The organism is Roseiflexus castenholzii DSM 13941 (assembly GCF_000017805.1).
Classification (GTDB): Bacteria; Chloroflexota; Chloroflexia; order Chloroflexales; family Roseiflexaceae; genus Roseiflexus; species Roseiflexus castenholzii.
In genome coordinates, this window is sequence record NC_009767.1 from 3,082,834 (window position 1) to 3,101,971 (window position 19,138).

Consider the following 19,138-nt stretch of genomic DNA (forward strand, 5'->3'; position numbering starts at 1 on the left):
AATGCGATGTCCTGTCTGTAACACCCCTAATCCCGACGGCGCCCCATTCTGCGCTGAGTGTGGAACCCGACTGTCAGGCTCGATAACGCCTGCCGTGTCATCGGCAACCGGTGTGCTGCCACAGCAGACAGTGCTTCAGGGTCGCTACATCATCGAGCAAAAACTTGGGCAGGGCGGGATGGGTGCAGTCTACCGCGCGCGTGACCTGCGCTTGAGCACGGTTGCCTGGGCGATCAAAGAAATGAGCCAGGCGCAGATCACCGGACCGCTGGAATTGCAGGAAGCGCGGGCGGCGTTTCAGCGCGAAGCCGAACTGCTCGCCGGTCTGTCGCATCCCGGACTGCCGAAAGTCGTCGATCACTTCGAGCAGGATGGCAAGGCGTACCTGGTCATGGAATTCGTTCCCGGCGATTCACTCCTGACGATTGCGCGACGCGAGGGTTTGCCCTTCCCCTTACCGCGCGTTCTCGATTGGGCGCGCCAGCTTTGTGAGGTGCTGGACTACCTCCACAACCGACCCACGCCCATTATCTTTCGCGACCTGAAACCGGCAAATATCATGCTGACGCCCGAAGGTCGCATCAAACTGGTCGATTTCGGCATTGCGCGCGTTTTCAAGCCCGGCAAAGAGCGGGACACACAGGCATTCGGCACACTGGGGTACAGCGCTCCGGAACAGTACGGGCAGAGCCAGACCGATCCACGCGCCGATATTTATTCGCTTGGCGTACTGCTCCATCAATTGTTGACCGGCTACGACCCGACGAGCACCCCGTTTCGGTTGCCGCCCGCCAGTCGGGTCAATCCCGCAATTCCGCCACACATCTCCGAAGCCATTGCGCGCGCGGTCGATCCTGATCCTGCAATGCGCTTTCCCGATGTGCGCGCCTTTTATCGGGCATTGACAGGTGATCAGCAGGTCATCCTCCGGTCGGATGCGCCAACGACGATGGCGCAACTCAGGATGGGAGGCGCGGGTTCATTCGGGCAAACGACGCCGATCTCATCGCCCGTCTCTGGCGGCGCGGCTGCGTCGGCGTCCCCTGCTCCATTACCGACGACCGGCGTCGCCAATGCCGGTCGCTGGATCGGGATCGTGAGCGTGGTCATTATGGGGCTGGCGGCCATTTTCGTCGCCATAGGCGTTACGTCGGAAGGCGCTGACAGCACACTGTCCGGCTTCGGCTACCTGATGGCGTTCCTGCCATTCGCCACCGGACCGGTCGCTTTCCTGCTGGGATTGATTGCGCTCCTCTCTCCCGCCACACAACAGACAGTCCGAGGGCGGCAGCATGCTGTCGTTGCCGTTGCCGCCGGACTGGTGACGGGACTCTTGTGCTGTGGCATCTTCACGATGGTAGGCTCATCAGGCTGAGGGTTCGGTGAGCGCAACGATCTGCGGACAAATAGCGTCTAAATGGACGGTTCCGCATGCGTCAAGGAGAGCGTTATGGAGACAGGGGTCACGCTCACGTGTACATGGGGACGCGCGCCACTGGTTGCCAGTGACGCGCCGCAGGTGGCGTACCTGCTGGTGGAAGCGCAGGCATCGGCGGTCGCCGAAAAAGCGCCGCTCAATTTCTGCCTCGTGCTCGACCGATCAGGATCGATGCAGGGCGCAAAACTTGCTGCGCTGAAGGAGGCGACCAGGCGAGTGATTGACACCCTGACACCTCAGGATATTGTGTCGATTGTGCTCTTCGATGACACCGTGCAGACGCTTGTGCCCGCGACGTTCGCCACCGACCGTGATGCGCTTAAGGCGCAGGTTGACGCCATTGAGGAAGCCGGCGGCACGGCTATGTCGGGCGGAATGGCGGCCGGCATTGTGGAATTGCGCAAGCACCATGACCCTGGACGGGTTAGCGCCATGCTGCTGTTGACCGACGGGCAGACTTGGGGCGATGAGGATCGCTGTCGCGCGCTGGCGCAGGAACTTGCCCGCGACCATGTGCGCGTCACGGCGCTTGGTCTTGGCGCGGAATGGAACGAGAAGTTGCTCGACGACATCGCCGATGCAACCGGCGGACTGTCGGATTACATCGCCGATCCGTCCCAGATCACGACGTTCTTCCAGCATGCGGTGCGTATGGCGCAGGGCACGATCGCACAGGATGCGCGCCTGCTCCTGCGGTTGGTGCGCGGTGCGACGCCGCGCGCCGTATATCGCGCCAATCCGATCATTGCCAACCTTGGCTATCAACCGATTGGCGACAGTGAGATTGCTGTGCGTCTGGGCGCTATCGAGACGGATGCTCCATCGAGTGTGATCGTTGACATGATGGTTCCAGCGCGCGAAGCCGGAGTTTTCCGAGTCGCTCAGGCTGAGCTGCACTACACGCCGGTTGGCGGTTCGGAACAGGTGATCAAACAGGATATTCTGCTCGAATTTGTCGCCGAACCGGCGAAAGCGGCATATGATTCGCGTGTGATGAATCTGGTCGAAAAAGTAACGGCGTTCAAATTGCAGACACGCGCGCTTGCCGAAGCGGAGGCAGGCAATGTATCGGGCGCCACCCAGAAACTGCGCGCCGCAGCGACGCGCCTGCTCGATCTGGGAGAACTCGAACTGGCGCAAAAGGTCGCCGAGCAGGCTGAACAACTCGATCAGGGGCAGGCGATGAGCGCCGAACGCCAGAAAGAACTGCGCTACGCGACCCGTCGCCTGACGCAAAAACTCGAGGAGTAGCCTCTTGAAGCATTTGGAGGAAGGGGAATGATAACATGTCCAACGTGCGGCGCTCTGAATGATCCGGTGAACCGTTTCTGTGAGCAGTGCGGCGCACGGCTCGAACCCAGCGGTCCGGTTCCATCCGTTGCGCCGCCTGCCGCAACCGGTCAGACCTGCCCGAACTGCGGCGCTCATGTGCTTCCTGGCCAGGCGTTCTGCGAGGAGTGCGGCACAGCGCTGACGGCTACACCGCCGCCTCTCGGCTCAGGTGCGTCACCGGCTGGTTTCGACGCACCAACCATGATGGCGCCAGCGCCAGCGATGCCGGTTGCTGGCTCGATCTGCCCCGCATGCGGACACCAGACGATGCCGGGGGATCGGTTCTGCGATTCATGCGGTGCAGCGCTGGCGCCCGCGTCTTCCCCGTCGATTGCTGATGTGCCCACTGCTGCTGTGCCTGAACCGCTCTGGACTGCTCCTGCGCCTTCGGTAGCGCCATCAGCGGCTGGTGAGCCTCCCATGCCAACGCTGATCGAAGCGGCGCCTCCGCTGCCTGCTGCGCCAGCCGCCCCCGTTGAATCGCCAGCGCCTGTGGTGAGCGAAGCAGTCGTTGTACCGGTCGAATCTCCACCGCCGTCTGCTCCCGCCGCTCCGGCACTCGATGCGCAGGCGGAGTACGAAGCGAAACGCCAGGCGCTGCTCGATGAGATCGCGCGCCAGGATCAGATCATTGCGCAACTCGAACAGATGCAGGCGACGTTTGGCGCGGCAACGCCCCATGCCATCACGCTGGCGCTGGATGAAGCGCGGAATGCACGGGCAAAGGCGCAGAAAGAACTCGATGCGCTGCAACCGCCTCCGCCGCCTGTTGATCCGGCAGTCGTCGCTGCGCTCAACGATGAAATTGCCAGACAGCAGCAGATCATTGCGCAACTCGAACAGATGCAGGCGACGTTTGGCGCGGCAACGCCCCATGCCATCACGCTGGCGCTGGATGAAGCGCGGAATGCACTGGCAAAAGCGCGGGAGGAACTGGCATCGCTCGGCATTGCTGCGCCTGCCGCCATTGCGCCCGCGCCGGAAGCGCCGCCGCAGATCGCAGCCGAACCCGTCGTACCGCCGGCGCCCGTTGTCGAACCGGTGGCGCCCCCTGTTGCGCATCGGGTTGAACCGGTGGCGCCGCTTCCCTTTGCTGCACCGGCCACGCCTGATACAGCAGTGACGGTCACCTCCCCGCCGACCGGTCCACGCCTGGTGTTCGACAACGGACAGGGAGAAATTGCTGTGCCTGTGGATAAAGCGGAGATCACAATTGGGCGCGAAGACCCGATCAGCGGTATTCACCCGGAGATCGACCTGACACCCTTCGGCGGCGAGAGTGGCGGCGTGAGTCGCCAGCATGCGCGCCTGATCCATAGCGGCGGGCAGTGGTCGATTGTCGATCTGGGCAGCACAAACTACACCCGAGTGGACGGTCTACGGATCGAGCCGGGTGCGCCGCATCCGCTGAAGGACGGTGCGCGCCTGCAATTCGGGCGCCTGACAGTGACATTCAGGATGTAATGCCCTCAACCTCCTCCTGCCCCGCTCCCGCATGCGGGAGCGGGGAGAGTGGCACAGCGCGCGGGTCCGTCCCCCGGTGGGCATGCCGGGTTCGCCGTCATTGCGCGACCGGCGCAGCCGGTCGAAGCAATCCCCTCACCCCCTGCCCCGCTCCTCTCAAGTGGAGCGTTTTTGCGCGACCGCGCCCTGATGTGGTTGCGCTTCGGGTTGACCTCCTACGGGAGGGTCAAGACTGTTCGGCCAGGGTTCCGGCGCCAACCGCATGACGGGGAGCGGCCCGCCGTGGAGCGGTGCCGCGAGCAACACCAACCGTCCGCGACGGAAATATCTGATCGCCTGCGGCGCCCGGCGACCTGTCGCGCAGCGGCGCGCCACATGCCTCGGCGGAAGCGCGTCCACGGTCGATTCGGTCATGTTGGTCGGTTCCCCGTGCCACCCACCACGTGTTACCAATGACCTGTGAACATTCGGCATGGTCACCCCGAGCCGCGCGAGGGGTCGTGCGCGACCCGCGCCGATTCCTCGCTGCGTTTACCCTGAGCGAAGCGAAGGGCTCGGAATGACAAGCATGCGGCATCTTCAATCGTCATTGGTATGTGGCATCCTGGTCGCCGCCCTCGACCCCGACGCGCATCCCATCCCAGACCGCCTCGGCGGCGGACGGTCGGTTCGCATCAACCAGGGTGCGGTCGCGGCGGCATCCCGGCGTGCCCGCAACTTGCCGTCGATCTGGCGTTCGCGGGTCGTGAAAGCGGCTGATCGCCCGTTTCCCCGGCGGGTCGCAACCGCCCCTGCCGCTTGATCCTAAGGAACGGCAGCCGGCCCAGGGGCATGATGGGGCGATCTAGCCACAGGGCGGACACGCCGCGCTCCGCCAGCACGATGCCCCTCCCATCGACGGGCGTCCCATCGCGGCGATGGTCACACAGCGCGTCCCAATGCGGTCGCCACGCACCTGTGGCCGTGGCCGGTGCGATCAGCCACGCCACCGGGATGGCGCTGCCCCGGATGCCCACCCTGCTATGCAAGATGGTGCAGCGCTGCCCCAGGGGTGCGGCGTCCATCGCTACCGCCAGGGGGCCGCCTCGCGCCGTTGGCTGCCCTGCGCTGCACCCCCCTTGTGGCGCGCATAGCGATACCGGTCGCGCAGCCGTTGGACACCGTCTGGTCGTGTGGCTGGAACCACGTGGTCAGACAGACGGTGACCGTGGTCAGGGCACACCTTTGAGCCAGCACGATGCCAACGCTCCACAGGACCCATACCTGACGCTGCGGGGCGGGAAATGGGTTGCATTTGGCATGAGCGCCCACAGGGGAAGGGCTTGCCCAAAACGCGCCACTTGCGGGCATGGCGGCGATCGTTGTTGAAGCGGATTATGACGCCAGGGACAGGCTCTTGAACGCCTCGACCTGAGCGCGAATGGCGCGTTCTGTTGGCAGGCGCTCGATGCTCGATGCGCCGAAGAATCCTGCAATCCCTGGCATACGCTTCAGGGCAACGCCGACCTGATCGGGCTCATCGAACGGACCGCCATGACAGATGACGATAATGTCCGAACGCACCTGTCGTCCGGCTTCCGCAATCTCCATAACCTTTGCAATCGCCTCATCGAGGGTCAGCGCCACACCTGCACCAATGCTGCCCGACGTGGTCAGCCCGACATGCGCCACCAGTTGATCCGCGCCAGCGCGCGTCATTTCCCGCGCCTGATCGGCATCGAAGACGTAGGGTGAGGTGAACATGTCCATCTGATGCGCCAGATGGATCATCTCGACTTCTTTATCGTACCCCATGCCCGTGGCTTCCAGGTTGGCGCGAAAGTTGCCGTCAATCAGGCCGACCGTGGGAAAGTTCTGCACCCCGGAAAAACCGATCTCGCGCAGTTGCTTGAGGAACACCGGCATCAGGCGAAACGGATCGGTGCCGCACACGCCGGCGAGCACCGGCGTCTGCTTCACAACCGGCAACACTTCGCTCGCCATTTCGACCACGATACCATTCGCATCGCCATAGGGGAGCAATCCGGCAAGCGATCCGCGCCCAGCCATGCGGTATCGCCCTGAGTTGTAGATGATGATGATGTCTGCCCCGCCTGCCTCTGCAAATTTGGCAGAGATGCCTGTGCCGGCGCCAGCGCCGACGATAGGCCTGCCCGCCGCAATCTGTGCGTGCAAGCGCCGGAGGATTTCTTCGCGAGTGAATGCCATGTTATGCCTCCTGACCGGTCCGACCGGTCTGTGCTATCAGGTCCAGCAGGGTTTGGGCGACCTGGTTCGAAAATGCCGGATCATTGATGTTTGCGTCAATCTCAATGTATGGCACATCCGGTTTCAGATGATGTTTGATCGTCTCGAAACAGGCGCGATCCGCTTCTGGGTCCCAGAAATCGCCGCCGGGACTGTCCAGCATCGAGACGCCCTTGAGCGGGATTAGCACAGCGACAGGACCGCGAGACTCGTTCGCTGCGCGAGCGAGCAGTTCGCCGATCCTGACATTCTCTTCGACGTTGGTGCGCATCAGGGTGACGTTCGGATTCCACCGGTATAGTTTGCGATCGCGGTACTGTTCAGGAACAGTATCGATGCCCCAGAAGTTGGCCATATCGACGCAGCCGGGGACCAGCACCGTCGGAATGCCGGCGCGCGCCGCCGCCAGGCATCGCTCCGGTCCGGCGCTCAATACCCCGCCACACACTTCGTCAGCCAGTTCGGTTGTTGTGATGTCAAGCGACGCTGTGATATAGCCATCGGCGATCAGTCCTTCCATCGCCCGCCCCCCCGTGCCGGTAGCGTGAAAGACGAGCACTTCGTACCCCGCTGCTTCGAGCATACTGCGCGCATTGTCTACAGCAGCCGTCGTGTTGCCGAACATCGACGCGACAATCAGCGGCGCGTCCTCTGTCGCCTGTGGCATTTCCATGCTGACCATGCCGCTGATAGCGCCGGCGGCATTGGAGTAGATGGCGCGGCTGATCCGATTGATCCCCGCCACATCCACCACCGACGGGAGGAACATAATGTCCTTTGTGCCCGCATAGGCAGAGACATCGCCGCCGCCAACGGTCGAAACCATCACTTTGGGCACACCCACCGGCAGTGTGCGCATGGCTGCCGTTGCGATTGATGTGCCGCCCGATCCACCCATGCCCAAAATGCCGTGCAACCGGCCTTCATCGTACAAACGTCGCACGACCTTCGCCAGCCCTTCCGCCATGACCCGCATGGCTTCGTCTTTGTGATGACCATCCGCCAGCACGGACAGGTCGCCATTGCCTGCTGCCGCCACCTCAGCCCGCGCGATGTCGGGTGGAAATGCCGGCTCACCCATCACTCCGAAATCCACCACCAGCGTTTGTAGTCCGCGCTGCGCAATCAAGTCACGCACAAAAGCGAACTCTCTGCCTTTCGTGTCCAGCGCTCCGACAAGCACGACAGTCCTGGTCATAGTCTGAGCCTTCCCAGATCAATTCAGCCTTTAGGGCCACACCCGCACCTGAAACGTTGCGATCTCCCGCGCATCGCTGCGGTCGATATAGACCTCGATCTGCCAGTCGCCATCCATCGAGAAGAGCAACCCATCAGCGCGGTAGCGGCCATCCGGCAGCGGTTGGGCGATGACTTCCGGCGATGCCATACCATGCTGCCGCATCATCGGTACGATGCTGACCGATTCGATTGGTCCCGGTTGCGCACCTTCACGGCGCTCGATGCTGATAATGGCGGGGTGCTCTCCGACACGGCGTTCTTCGAGCGTCAGGGTGACATTATAACTCAGGGTTTGCACGGTTGAGGGTCCGTCCGCTGAACACCCGGAAAGGAAGAGCAGCGCGAGAAGCAGGAGCGCAACCAGAGCGCGAGGGTGTACTGTTTGAAATATCATGAGTGTCAATGGAACACGGATTCGCACGGATTGGGACCGATACGTATGGATTGGGCGATGCCTGCCATCACGAACAACGCCCTATTGTGCGGATTGCACTTCGAGCGTCACCGGCACGGTCATCACCTGACCGGCGCGGCGAAACTGGAACCATGCCTGATACACTCCAGGACGCGGGAAGTTATGCACAAAGCGCAGTTCTGGTCCGTAGCGCAGCGTACTGCCAGGCGCAGCTATTGGCGCAGCAGCGTGAATGTGACTGAATAGCGCCTCACTGACGTGCCGCATCATCAGGTGCCCCCCCATCCCCAACCAGGGTTCCAGATCACGCACCGGACCGTCTGCATCACTCACGATCACCGAGAGGGTCGTCAACTGGCCGCTGCGCAGCGGCGTGGGCTGCGCGCGCACCTCGACCGTCAGATCACCTATCGAGCGCACCCCCAATCCAGGCGCAGGCGGCGGGGCAGTGTCGATCTGCACCTGCCCGCCGACCGCAAAGCGCCCCGTGACCACCTGCAAACTGCCGCCGTGCCGCATGAGTTCGGCATACACAGTGTATGTGCCAGGACGATCAGGGATCAGGGTGACCGCATACACTCCTGGCGCGACCCGGGCAGGGTGCATATGTGCAAAGAACCCGCCGCTGTCATCAATGACTGCGAGATGGAGCAAGGCATCGTGGTGTGGTGAGAGGTCGTCGGCGGGTAGGCCGGTCGCGCCATCGCGCAGGTCGAGGGTCATGACAAGCGGCGCACCGACATCCGGCGTTCGTGGTTCGGTTGCCAGCAGCAGATTGACGTGTGGCGCACCGCCGCTGTATATCGGAACGGCAGGTGACGTTTCCACCTGGAGCGGCGTGAATTGCAGCCAGGCAAGCACGGCGGACGTTGTTGCCGCAGCAAAGGCGGCATAGTTCAACAAGCGAAGCGCGCCAGCAAAGCCGGGGCGGGTATGGCGCCCGCCGGCGCCGACCGCAGCGCCTGCCAGCAGGCTGACAACCAGCACCCCCAGCGCAACCGCCAGCGGAACGGTGGTTGGCGGCAGCGGCGGCTGAAACACGGTCACCGGAAGGCGCATCACTCCTTCGCCGGACGCGCCGCGCGCAACGATTTCGACCTCCCAATCGCCGGGAGCATCGATGTCGAGACGGGTCGTGACACTGATCGCGCCGCCGAGAGTCAGCAGCGCCGCAGGTTTTTCGGGAAATGGACTGCCGTAGCGCGTCAGACGAACCTCAAAGGTCTCTGGAAAAGGTTCATCGTCGGGAGCAATATCCACCAGGAGCGGACCAGGAAGCGCAGGAGGAATCGTCATCGTGATCGCCAGTTCGTAGGGACCGGCGTCCATCACAATGGTCTGGACCGGACCGGCATCGCCGACGTGCGCTGAGGCGGACGGCACAGTCGCCAGCGCCATGAGTGCGAAGAGCGTGCCGGCTACAAGCCATCGTCGCGCTTGTGAACAAAAGCACAACATAGTGCTGATATAGTACCACAGATCTACGGTGTTCGCACACACCGAGCTGGGGCAGGTCTGAGACCTGCCCCGACGGATTCTGTTGCGCCAGGCGGGGCGCAGACCGGACCCGCCGATCCGCCGCGATGAGGGGCGGGGCGCAGACCGAACCCGCCGATCCACCGCGATGGGGGGCAGGTCTGAGACCTGCCCCGACGGATTCTGTTGCGCCAGGCGGGGCGCAGACCGGACCCGCCTGGCGCGCCGCCGATTATCGAACCACAAGGGGCAGCGACACGAACACCATCTCGAACGCCCCGATGTCACACCGGCCTCCCTGTGGACGGAAGACGCCGCGCTGGTTGGTGGCGGCGCAGGAGGCGTTGTCGCCCTCGTTGAGCGCCGGGCTGCTCGCAGTGAGTGGGAAGTAGGCGGGTGAGCCGGTCAGCGCGCCGAGGTTGGGATCGACGCCGATGATGTTGCCGTTCGCGCCGTCGGTCAAACCGCAGGCGTTCGCGCCGGTGTCTTCGATGAGGTTGTTGTTGTTCGTGCCGCTCAGCGTCCCGACACAATCGCCGCCGCTCGCGCTGTTGGCGATGAGGGTGTTCCTGAGCGTCGCGCTGCCGCCAGCGATGCGGATGCCGCCGCCGCCGTTTGTGGCGCTGTTGGCGGAGAAGGTGCTGTTATTGACCGAGAGCGTGCCGCTGTTCCAGAGACCGCCGCCGCCGCTAGCGCCGGTGGCGGTGTTGGTGAAGAAGGTCGTGTTGGTGACTGACGCCGTGGCCCCGCCATAATTGGCGATGCCGCCGCCGCCGGTCGAGGCGCTGTTGCCGGTGAAGGCGCTATCGCTCACCAGCAGCGTACCGCCAGAGAAATTGGCGATGCCGCCGCCGGCGGCGGCGCTGCCATTCGCAAAGGTCATGCGGTCCACGATGAGCGTCCCGAAGTTGGCGATGCCGCCGCCATCGCTATTGTTCGCGTTATTGCCAGAGACGGTGCTGTTGGTCAACGTCAGCGCGCCGCTGTTCCAGATGCCGCCGCCGCCAGTTGAGGTAGCGACGTTGCCGGAGAAGGTGCTGTTGGTCACCGTCAGTGTACCGCCAGCGTTGTCGATGCCGCCGCCGGTGTTTGCTGTGTTGTTAGAGAAAGTGCTGTCACTCACGGTCAGCGTGCCGCTGCTCAAATTGACAATGCCGCCGCCGCTGCCTGCTGTGTTGTTCGAGAAGGTGCTGTTCCTCACGGTTAGCGTGCCAGAATTGACAACGCCTCCTCCGCTCAATGGGGTGCTGGCATTGGCAATGGTCAGTTTGAAGAGCAAAACCAGCAATGCGGAGAGAAGCCGAAGAGTAGTACGTTTCATAGGTTTTCCTCCTTTATGGCGCGAGACGGGCTTTGCGCCGTGTCAATCACCGCATCACAATGAGTAAAGACATCGCCTCGTTCCACCCCTTGTTCATATGCGTCGGCGTGGTTCAGCCTTCCAGGACTTCCACGAAGGGCGCCAAGGGACGCGAAGGACATGCGCTTCATGGTTCCTCACCTTCGTGCGCTTCGGGTCCTTGGTGGTTCAGCCTTCCAGGACTTCCACGAAGGGCGCCAAGGGACGCGAAGGACATGCGCTTCATGGTTCCTCACCTTCGTGCGCTTCGGGTCCTTGGCGGTTCAGCCTTCCAGGACTTCCACGAAGGGCGCCAAGGGACGCGAAGGACATGCGCTTTATGGTTCCTCACCTTCGTGCGCTTCGGGTCCTTGGCGGTTCAGCCTTCCAGGACTTCCACGAAGGGCGCCAAGGGACGCGAAGGACATGCGCTTCATGTTTATTCACCTTTTTATTCCCCTTCGCGCGCTTCGTGCCCTTGGTGGTTCAGCCTTCCAGGACTTCACGGCAACCAGCAACCACGAAGGGCGCCAAGGGACGCGAAGGACATGCGCTTCATGTTTATTCACCTTTTTATTCCCCTTCGTGCGCTTCATGCCCTTGGTGGTTCAGCCTTCCAGGACTTCCACGAAGGGCGCCAAGGGACGCGAAGGACATGCGCTTCATGTTTATTCACCTTTTTATTCCCCTTCGCGCGCTTCGTGCCCTTGGTGGTTCAGCCTTCCAGGACTTCACGGCAACCAGCAACCACGAAGGGCGCCAAGGGACGCGAAGGACATGCGCTTCATGGTTCCTCGGACATCGACGTCGTCCTGCTGCATCTGATCGGTAAGCGTACAGGCGCGTTGCAGGTCATCGACGGCTTCGCGCACCCGTCCCAGCATGAGGGCGCTGACGCCGCGAAGATTGAGCGCGCGCACAGCGTTGGGCGCATCGTGCAACGACAACGCCAGTTCGAGCGCCTGCGACGCGACGGCGTGCGCTGCTTCGGCGCGGTCGCAGGTATAGAGCGCGTAGGAGTGCGCAACCAGCGCCTGGATGTAGAGCGCCGGGAACTCACGGCTCACGTCAACGACGTCGCGCAGGAGCGACAACGACAGGGAGGACTCTCCCTGATACAGCGCAATGGTGCCGTGTTGCATGGCGGCCTGTGCCCGGAGTTCGCGCACATCACGGCTCGCTCCTTCGAGGAGCGTCTCGGCGCGCGCAATGGACTCCAGCGCATACTCGAAGGCTGCCAGGTCAGTGCTCTCACGGGCGTGTTCCAGCCAGAAATGTGCAGCGGTTTGCGCGCAGCGCGCCATCTCATAATGCGCTGCGATCCTGGCGGCGTACCCACGCTGACCGGCATGCACCGTCTCCAGGCTCCTGGCGGCCTGTTTGTGCAGGATGACGGCGCGTTCGGCAGGAATGTCGGTCAGAATGATGTCGTGGATGAGGTGGTGCGAAAAGGCGTAATCGTCAGCGCCATGGGTGACGGTATCGATCAACAGTCGTCGGGCATGCAGATCGTCCAGCGCCGACGCATACGCCGACAGAGTCCAGCCGAGCATCTGCTGCAATTCGTCATCAGCGAATGAAAACCCCAGGATCGCCGCTGCTTCCAGCATCTGCCGATTGCGCTCACCGATGTCGCGCAGGCGCATTCTGAGCGAGCCGCGCAGTCCCGTCAGTCCGCGCTTCTTTGGATGATGCGCGTCGCGCAGGCTCTCAGCCGCTTCGCGCAGAAAGAGCGGCATGCCTCCAGCATACCGTCTGATGTCTTCGAGCGTATCGGCGCTGATCGCCTCGCGTTCCAATGCCTGCTCCAGAAAATAGTTCGTCTCGGACGGCGTAAACGGCTGGACATGCAGATCGAGCGCGCAGCGCTGGCGGCGCATCGTTCGTTTGGCGGAGAGCAGTGACGGGGTAATGATGCCAGATCGGTGGGTGACAATGATCAGCAGCGGGAGCGAAAGACAGATGTCTGCCAGTTCGATCAGGGTTTCGAGCGACCAGTTGTCGATCCAATGCGCATCTTCGATGATCAGAATCGACGGTTAATGCAGTGCGAGCGCCTGTATGCCCTGCCGGATGGCAGAACGCAACGCTGCTGCCTCCGGTTGCGAAGGCGCGATCAGATCGGGACGCAACCCGATCAAATCGGGAACCAGCAGCGCCAGACGACGGAGCCAGTCGGCGGCGCTCTGAAGCAGGCGCGGCGCGGCGGCAGTAAAAATGTGTCGCCAGGGCAGGTAGGGATGGCGCTCTCCGACATTCCTCGATGGCTGACAATACCCCTAGAACACGCGCGGCTCCGACGTGCCGTCCATAGCGCCGAACCGTCGTACCGCCTCCTGCACCAGCGTGGTCTTTCCCACGCCGGGTTGCCCGGAAACGAAGACGATCCGCCCGCGTCCTTGCGCGGCGCTACGCATCAGATCGACCAGTTGCTGAAGTTCATCGTCCCGACCGATAAAGAGGGGCGCCTTCGAGGAGCGATCAGGCGTCATGGAACGCGCCAGACGGTGATGGAGAATATCGTGATAGAGGGCGGTTGTCTCCGGCGCCGGCTGGACGTGCAACTCCCGTTCCAGGTCCCGCGCCAGCGCGCAGTACATATCGAGCGCTGCGGTGCGACTGCCCGTAAGCGCCGCTGCGGTCATCGCCAGCCGCACCGCTTCCTCGTCCCAGGGGTCATGTGACACCAGCAGGCGCGCCCACCTCCATGCACGACTCCAATCGCTGCGATCCATCCAGGCACGCACCAACGATTTGAGCAGAAGCAGGTACCGCTGGCGCAGCGCTTCGCGCCGAACGAGAATATCATCGTCTGTGTCGATGCCGGGCGCCAGGTCGCCGCGGTAGAGTTCAGCCGCCGCCTCCATCTCGTGCAGCGTCGTCCATTCCCGCTCGAAGGCATGCACATCGACCTGACACTCAGGCGGCGCATTCCAGACGATATGTTGAGTTGAAACAACCAGCCACTCACGAGCGATAGGGGGCAGGAGGGAGCGGAGCAGATGGAGATGACGGCGCAGATTTGCCAGCGCGTCAGCCGGATCATTGTCGGGCCAGAGGGTGAACGCCAGTTGTTTGCGGGGAAGCGGCTGGCGCGGCTGAAGCGCAAGATGGGTCATCAACCGCCGCAGGCTCTCGCGTTGCAGATTCGTGCGCGCTTCTCCGGCTTCGAGGCGAATATCACCCAGGAGAACGATGCGAAGAGGGGGTGCAATCGATTCCATCGGCGCTTCCCGTTATGAGCGCAGTTTGTCAGAGAACCGGATACGCGCGGATTGAGACGGATTCCTGCGGATCAAGCGACACGCTCCTGGCTTGTGATGGTACACGGAATCGCACCGACTGAGACAGGTTCGATGGCTTATACCTGTTCGACCAGCGCCGCCACCAGTTCGCGGCAGAAGGCGGGGATGTCGGCGACCACCCGTCCCCAGACCAGGTTCTCGTCGCGAAAGGCGGCTTCATCGACCCAGGTGGCGCCAGCGTTGATCAGATCATCTTTGATACCGAGCGAGCCGGTTGCTCGACGACCACCGACGATTCCCGCCGAGATGGCAATCGATCCGCCGTGGCAGATGATTCCAATTACCTTGCCGGCCGCATGCATCGCCTGCACCAGGTCGGTCACCGCCCGATAGCGGCGGAGTTTATCCGGCGCCCAACCGCCGGGCAGCACCAGTGCGAAAAGATCATCAGCGCGCAGTTCAGCAATCGTCGTCGTCGGCGTGATCTCCAGCCCATTCTTCCCGCGCACCGGGCGCAGATCCAGACCGGCCGCCACAACCTCGGCGCCTTCTTCCTGCAATCGCATCATCGGCACATAGAACTCGAGGTCTTCGACGCCTTCCGCCAGCAGAATTGCAATGCGCTTCCCAGAGAGTCGCATGGTGTTACCTCTTTTACTATTATGAACGATTCATTGTAGCATGTTATCGTTCGCGCGCCAAACGGAATGATACCAATGACGATTGAAGATGCTGCATACTTGTCATTCCGAGCCCTTCGCTTCGCTCAGGGTAAACGCAGCGAGGAATCTGAGCGGGTCGCGCAAGCCCCCTCGCGCTGCTCGGGGTGACAACGCCGGATGGTCACAGGTCATTGGTATGATGGGATTACAAACCAGACCTGTGCTGCCAGGTCGTGCACTTGCTGATCTACGGGCTACACCCCTCGTTCAGGACGTGGAAGCCCCAGCGGGGCTTGCCCGTTCTCAGCGAGGGCTTCAGCCCGCAGCGACATTGCATCCGTGAGCAGACCTGTGCTGCCAGGTCGTGCGCTTGCTGATCTACGGGCTACACCCCTCGTTCAGGACGTGGAAGCCCCAGCGGGGCTTGCCCGTTCTCAGCGAGGGCTTCAGCCCGCAGCGACATTGCATCCGTGAGCAGACCTGTGCTGCCAGGTCGTGCGCTTGCTGATCTACGGGCTACACCCCTCGTTCAGGACGTGGAAGCCCCAGCGGGGCTTGCCCGTTCTCAGCGAGGGCTTCAGCCCGCAGCGACATTGCATCCGTGAGCAGACCTGTGCTGCCAGGTCGTGCGCTTGCTGATCTACGGGCTACACCCCTCGTTCAGGACGTGGAAGCCCCAGCGGGGCTTGCCCGTTCTCAGCGAGGGCTTCAGCCCGCAGCGACATTGCATCCGTGAGGCGCTTGGCGTTGGCTGACAGGCTCAGCCCAAAGCCAATTATACAAAATGAATACATCGCAATATGGACGCCCTCCGTCGCCGGCGAATGGGGGAACGCCGACGCCGCGTGGAGGGTGCGGCAGCGCCGTCCGTGGGGGGCACGGCATCACCGTGCCTATGGTTCTGCATCCGCCTCATCGTCCGCCAGCAACCCCAGGCTATCGTCTGGGTGCAGATGGTGGATGACCAGGCGCAGCCTGCCTGGCGGCGTGCCCAGCACCTCTTGAAAAATGGCGACTGCTTCGCGCGCAAAGGCGCGTTTTCGCTCTGGCTGCAATGGCTCTTCGCCAGCATAAAGAACTTCAAGGAGCGGCATAGCATACCTTCCTTTATACGAATCGCATGCTCAACGGCGGCTGCCCGTGAATTTCGAGCGTGAACAGATCGCCGGTGCGCATAGGAATGGCGGGACCAAGTGAGCCAGAGAGAACGATGTCGCCGGGTTCGAGATTGATGCCGAATGCGATCAGTTTGTTTGCCAGCCAGGCGACGGCGCGCGCCGGGTGCCCCAGCGCCGCCGCGCCGATCCCCTGGACGGCGGGTTCGCCGTTGTGGTGCAGCAGCATGCCTACCGTGCGCAGATCAACAGAGCGCAAGGCGCGACTCCAGGGTCCCAGCGTAAAACCGCCATATGAAGCATTATCGGCAACGGTATCGACCAGTGTGATGCGCCAGTCGGCGATGCGGCTATCGACGATCTCGATGGCGGCGGCGATTGCATCGGTGGCTGCCAGAACGTCGTGCAGAGTCACACCCGGCTCGCGCAGCGGACGCCCGATGAGAAACGCCAGTTCCCCTTCGACGCGCGCTTGCACGAACAGGTCTGCCGGCACATCGACGCGCCCGCCAGCCAGCGGGAAGTAGCGCGATGCCCAGAGGCTGCCATAGTCGGGTTCGTTGACCCCCAATTGTTGCTGGATGGCGCGGCTGGTCAACCCGATCTTGCGCCCGATGACGCGCTCGCCGCGCGCCAGGCGCAGGTCGGTCCAGCGCGATTGAATGGCATACGCATGTTCTGGCGTTAGCGCCATACTCGCGCTCAACGGCGCCAGCGGTTGGCGCTGCTCCCAGGCGTTATCGAGTCGACGCGCTATCGCGTCGATGTCCTCCCCACCTACTGGTTGCTCAGGCATACCGTCTTCGCCTCCGTGAAAAACTCAAGGCTGTAGTGCCCGCCTTCGCGCCCAATGCCGCTCTGCTTCATGCCGCCGAATGGCACGCGCAGGTCGCGCACGAAGAAATCGTTGATCCAGACGGTGCCAGCGTCGATGGCGCCGGCAACCCGCACGGCGCGTCCCAGGTTGCGCGTCTGCACGACCGCCGAGAGACCATACGCGACGCCGTTGGCAATCGCAAGCGCCTCCTCCTCGCCGTCGAACGGCGCCACCGTCACAACTGGACCGAAGATTTCTTCCTGGCAGACGCGATCCTGCGGCTGAACGCCGACGATGATCGTCGGGTTGAGGAAATTGCCGCGATTGAATGGCGCCGGCAGGTCGGGCTGATCGCCGCCGAGGACGATTTCTGCTTGCGTGCCACGCGCAATGTCGATGTAACTGCGCACGCGCTGGAGATGCTCCGGCGCAATCAACGCCCCCACGGTCGTCTCCGGATCCATCGGATCGCCGACGCGCAACTGCTGCGTGGCGGCGATGAACCGCTGCAAGAACTCGTCGTAGATCGGGCGCTCGACCAGCAGCCGTGGACCGGCAAGGCAGAACTCTCCCTGGTTGAAAAAGGAAGAGCGCAGGCTGATCGCCACGGCGCGATCCAGGTCGGCGTCGGCGAAAATGATGTTGGCGCCCTTGCCGCCCAACTCGAACGACAAGCGCTTGAGGGTGTGCGATGCCGCGCCCATGATGATTTTGCCGGTCGTGCTCTCGCCGGTGAACGAAATCAACTGCACGCCGGGGTGCTGCGTCAGCAACGCGCCTGCCGACTCAGGACCAAACCCGTGGACAACGTTGAGCACCCCCGGCGGCAGACCGGCGCTGTGCGCGATCTGTGCCAGTTTCCACGCCCCGATCGGCGTCAATTCGGCGGGTTTGAGGACGACCGTGTTGCCAAAGGCGAGCGCCGGACCGATCTTCCACGTTGCCTGGAGCATTGGTACATTCCAGGGAGTGATCAGCGCCGCCACGCCAACCGGCTGGCGCAGCACATAATTGATGTAGCCGCTGTCCATGGGATAGGCTTCGCTGCCATGGGTCACGGCAAAATCGGCGAAGAACTCAATGTTGGCGGCGAGACGCTGCACATACCCGGCGCGGTTCTCGCGGATTGGTCTGCCGACATCCCACGTCTCGATCCGTTCGAGGTCTTCAGCGTGCGCGCGAATTGCATCGGCGAACGCCTTCAGCACCCGGCGCCGTTCGGCAGCGCCGGCGCGACTCCACGCGGCGAAGGCGTGTGTCGCCGCCTGTACTGCGGCATCGACTTCCTCTGCGCGACCCTCCGGCGCAGTGCCGATGATCTCATTCGTCGCCGGGTAGAAAATCTCGAAACGGCGCGTTCCTTCGACAAATGCGCCGCCGATATAGTGTTGCACATGAAATGAAGGGGATTGCATCACTCATTCTCCAATCGCACAATCAGGCAGTCTGCGTCTGGTCCGATCACCTCCAGCACCCCCGGTTCGGCCGGCGTCGCTGCCGCCGGTGAGCCGAAGAAGATAATCTGACCCGCGCGCAAACCGCCGGTCATGGTCGCCAGCCAGCACAGGCGTTCGTACAGATCGCCGAGGGAGCGCATATCTCCCTCAGTGCGCAATGTTCCATTCAGGTAGAGGCGTAGCACGCCGTCTGGCGGGTGATCGATCATGCGCGCGCCGAGCAAAAATCCGCCGCCCGAACTGTTGTCGGCGACGACTTCGGCGACGCTGAAACGGTACCCGTCCCAGATGCTGTCCAGCATGTCAACGCCGAGAAACCATCCACCAATCGCCGCCGCTGCTGCGCCAGGAGCAGCATCTGGCGCCAGCGGTGCACACAGCACAGCAGCGAGTTCCGGTTCAACCCGTGGCTGAATGAAGCGGCTGAGGCGTATCGGGCTTTCCAGCATCATCGCGGGGAAGATGCGCCCGTAGACCGGTGCGGTGATGCCCATCTGCTGCTGCTTTGCCGGGCTGATCAGCCCCAGTTTGTACCCTTTGATCGGCTGCTCTTCCCCCAGCGCCGCCTGAATGGCATACGCCTCCGCCAGCGTCACCCGGCGCGCGTTTCCACGGCTGGCAATCACGCAGCGATCCGCGCGCGCCTGACGAATGTCTTCCAATAGCGCCAGCGCATCAGCGCTCAGTTCCATGGCTCGTTCCTTCACGCTCTGCCAGTGACCTCCCTCCAACACCCCAGTGGGTCTTGGGGATTTCGTAGATCACCAGGCGAACCTCTTCCAGCGACTTGTCGAAGTGACGCGCCGCGCACTCCGAAAGACGACGCATCAGCGCGGCACGCTGTTCGTCTGTGCGCCCTTCGACCATTGTCACCCGCAATACCAGCATGGCT

At 62.8% G+C, this 19,138-nt stretch carries 17 protein-coding genes; 4 read left to right on the forward strand and 13 right to left on the reverse strand.

The window, feature by feature from the left end; all coding sequences use genetic code 11:
- Nucleotide 1 precedes the first annotated feature (1 nt).
- The 4 genes from RCAS_RS12345 to RCAS_RS25200 all read left to right on the forward strand — a co-directional run bounded on the left by RCAS_RS12345 (nt 2) and on the right by RCAS_RS25200 (nt 5,036).
- Entirely contained in the window at nt 2-1,375 is a 1,374-nt protein-coding gene (locus tag RCAS_RS12345) for a serine/threonine-protein kinase (protein ID WP_012120899.1), read from the forward strand.
- 75 nt (nt 1,376-1,450) lie between these two features.
- Nucleotides 1,451-2,689 carry a vWA domain-containing protein gene (locus tag RCAS_RS12350; RefSeq protein ID WP_012120900.1) on the forward strand — a complete coding sequence of 413 codons (1,239 nt, stop codon included), beginning with the start codon at nt 1,451-1,453 and terminating at the stop codon, nt 2,687-2,689.
- A gap of 27 nt (nt 2,690-2,716) precedes the next feature.
- Nucleotides 2,717-4,234: a zinc-ribbon domain-containing protein gene (locus RCAS_RS12355; RefSeq protein WP_012120901.1), complete on the forward strand. Its 1,518-nt coding sequence runs from the start codon at nt 2,717-2,719 to the stop codon at nt 4,232-4,234.
- 568 nt (nt 4,235-4,802) lie between these two features.
- Entirely contained in the window at nt 4,803-5,036 is a 234-nt protein-coding gene (locus RCAS_RS25200; protein WP_157042639.1) for a hypothetical protein, read from the forward strand.
- A gap of 572 nt (nt 5,037-5,608) precedes the next feature.
- Here the strand turns inward: RCAS_RS25200 and RCAS_RS12370 are convergent.
- The 13 genes from RCAS_RS12370 to RCAS_RS12430 all read right to left on the reverse strand — a co-directional run bounded on the left by RCAS_RS12370 (nt 5,609) and on the right by RCAS_RS12430 (nt 19,134).
- Nucleotides 5,609-6,442 (reverse strand): phosphoenolpyruvate hydrolase family protein, encoded by an 834-nt coding sequence (locus tag RCAS_RS12370; RefSeq protein ID WP_012120902.1) that lies wholly within the window; start codon nt 6,440-6,442, stop codon nt 5,609-5,611.
- 1 nt (nt 6,443) lies between these two features.
- Complete coding sequence (locus RCAS_RS12375; RefSeq protein ID WP_012120903.1) at nt 6,444-7,679, reverse strand: Tm-1-like ATP-binding domain-containing protein; 1,236 nt, start codon at nt 7,677-7,679, stop codon at nt 6,444-6,446.
- A gap of 30 nt (nt 7,680-7,709) precedes the next feature.
- Entirely contained in the window at nt 7,710-8,018 is a 309-nt protein-coding gene (locus tag RCAS_RS12380; protein ID WP_232280005.1) for a FixH family protein, read from the reverse strand.
- A 177-nt stretch (nt 8,019-8,195) separates the two neighbouring features.
- On the reverse strand, nt 8,196-9,593 hold the full coding sequence (locus RCAS_RS12385; protein WP_012120905.1) for a hypothetical protein: 1,398 nt from the start codon (nt 9,591-9,593) through the stop codon (nt 8,196-8,198).
- Nucleotides 9,594-9,843: 250 nt separating this feature from the next.
- The gene (locus RCAS_RS12390; protein ID WP_012120906.1) at nt 9,844-10,932 is read right to left on the reverse strand and encodes a choice-of-anchor Q domain-containing protein; all 1,089 of its coding nucleotides are present in this window, start codon (nt 10,930-10,932) and stop codon (nt 9,844-9,846) included.
- Between the two features lie 749 nt (nt 10,933-11,681).
- Entirely contained in the window at nt 11,682-12,830 is a 1,149-nt protein-coding gene (locus tag RCAS_RS12395) for an ATP-binding protein (RefSeq protein WP_041330719.1), read from the reverse strand.
- Nucleotides 12,831-13,229: 399 nt separating this feature from the next.
- On the reverse strand, nt 13,230-14,174 hold the full coding sequence (locus RCAS_RS12400; RefSeq protein WP_041330721.1) for a BTAD domain-containing putative transcriptional regulator: 945 nt from the start codon (nt 14,172-14,174) through the stop codon (nt 13,230-13,232).
- A gap of 137 nt (nt 14,175-14,311) precedes the next feature.
- A complete protein-coding gene (locus tag RCAS_RS12405; RefSeq protein WP_012120907.1) occupies nt 14,312-14,836 on the reverse strand; it encodes a type 1 glutamine amidotransferase domain-containing protein in 525 nt (174 codons plus the stop codon).
- Between the two features lie 914 nt (nt 14,837-15,750).
- Entirely contained in the window at nt 15,751-15,951 is a 201-nt protein-coding gene (locus RCAS_RS12410; protein ID WP_012120908.1) for a tautomerase family protein, read from the reverse strand.
- Between the two features lie 13 nt (nt 15,952-15,964).
- A complete protein-coding gene (locus tag RCAS_RS12415) occupies nt 15,965-16,768 on the reverse strand; it encodes a 2-keto-4-pentenoate hydratase (protein WP_012120909.1) in 804 nt (267 codons plus the stop codon).
- Nucleotides 16,750-18,204 (reverse strand): aldehyde dehydrogenase, encoded by a 1,455-nt coding sequence (locus tag RCAS_RS12420; protein WP_012120910.1) that lies wholly within the window; start codon nt 18,202-18,204, stop codon nt 16,750-16,752. The genes RCAS_RS12415 and RCAS_RS12420 overlap by 19 nt, the downstream gene beginning before the upstream one ends.
- Nucleotides 18,204-18,938, reverse strand: a complete 735-nt coding sequence (locus tag RCAS_RS12425; RefSeq protein WP_012120911.1) for a 2-keto-4-pentenoate hydratase — start codon at nt 18,936-18,938, stop codon at nt 18,204-18,206. Before RCAS_RS12425 ends, RCAS_RS12420 begins: the two co-directional genes overlap by 1 nt.
- Complete coding sequence (locus RCAS_RS12430; RefSeq protein ID WP_012120912.1) at nt 18,922-19,134, reverse strand: tautomerase family protein; 213 nt, start codon at nt 19,132-19,134, stop codon at nt 18,922-18,924. The genes RCAS_RS12425 and RCAS_RS12430 overlap by 17 nt, the downstream gene beginning before the upstream one ends.
- Between the last annotated feature and the right edge of the window lie 4 nt (nt 19,135-19,138).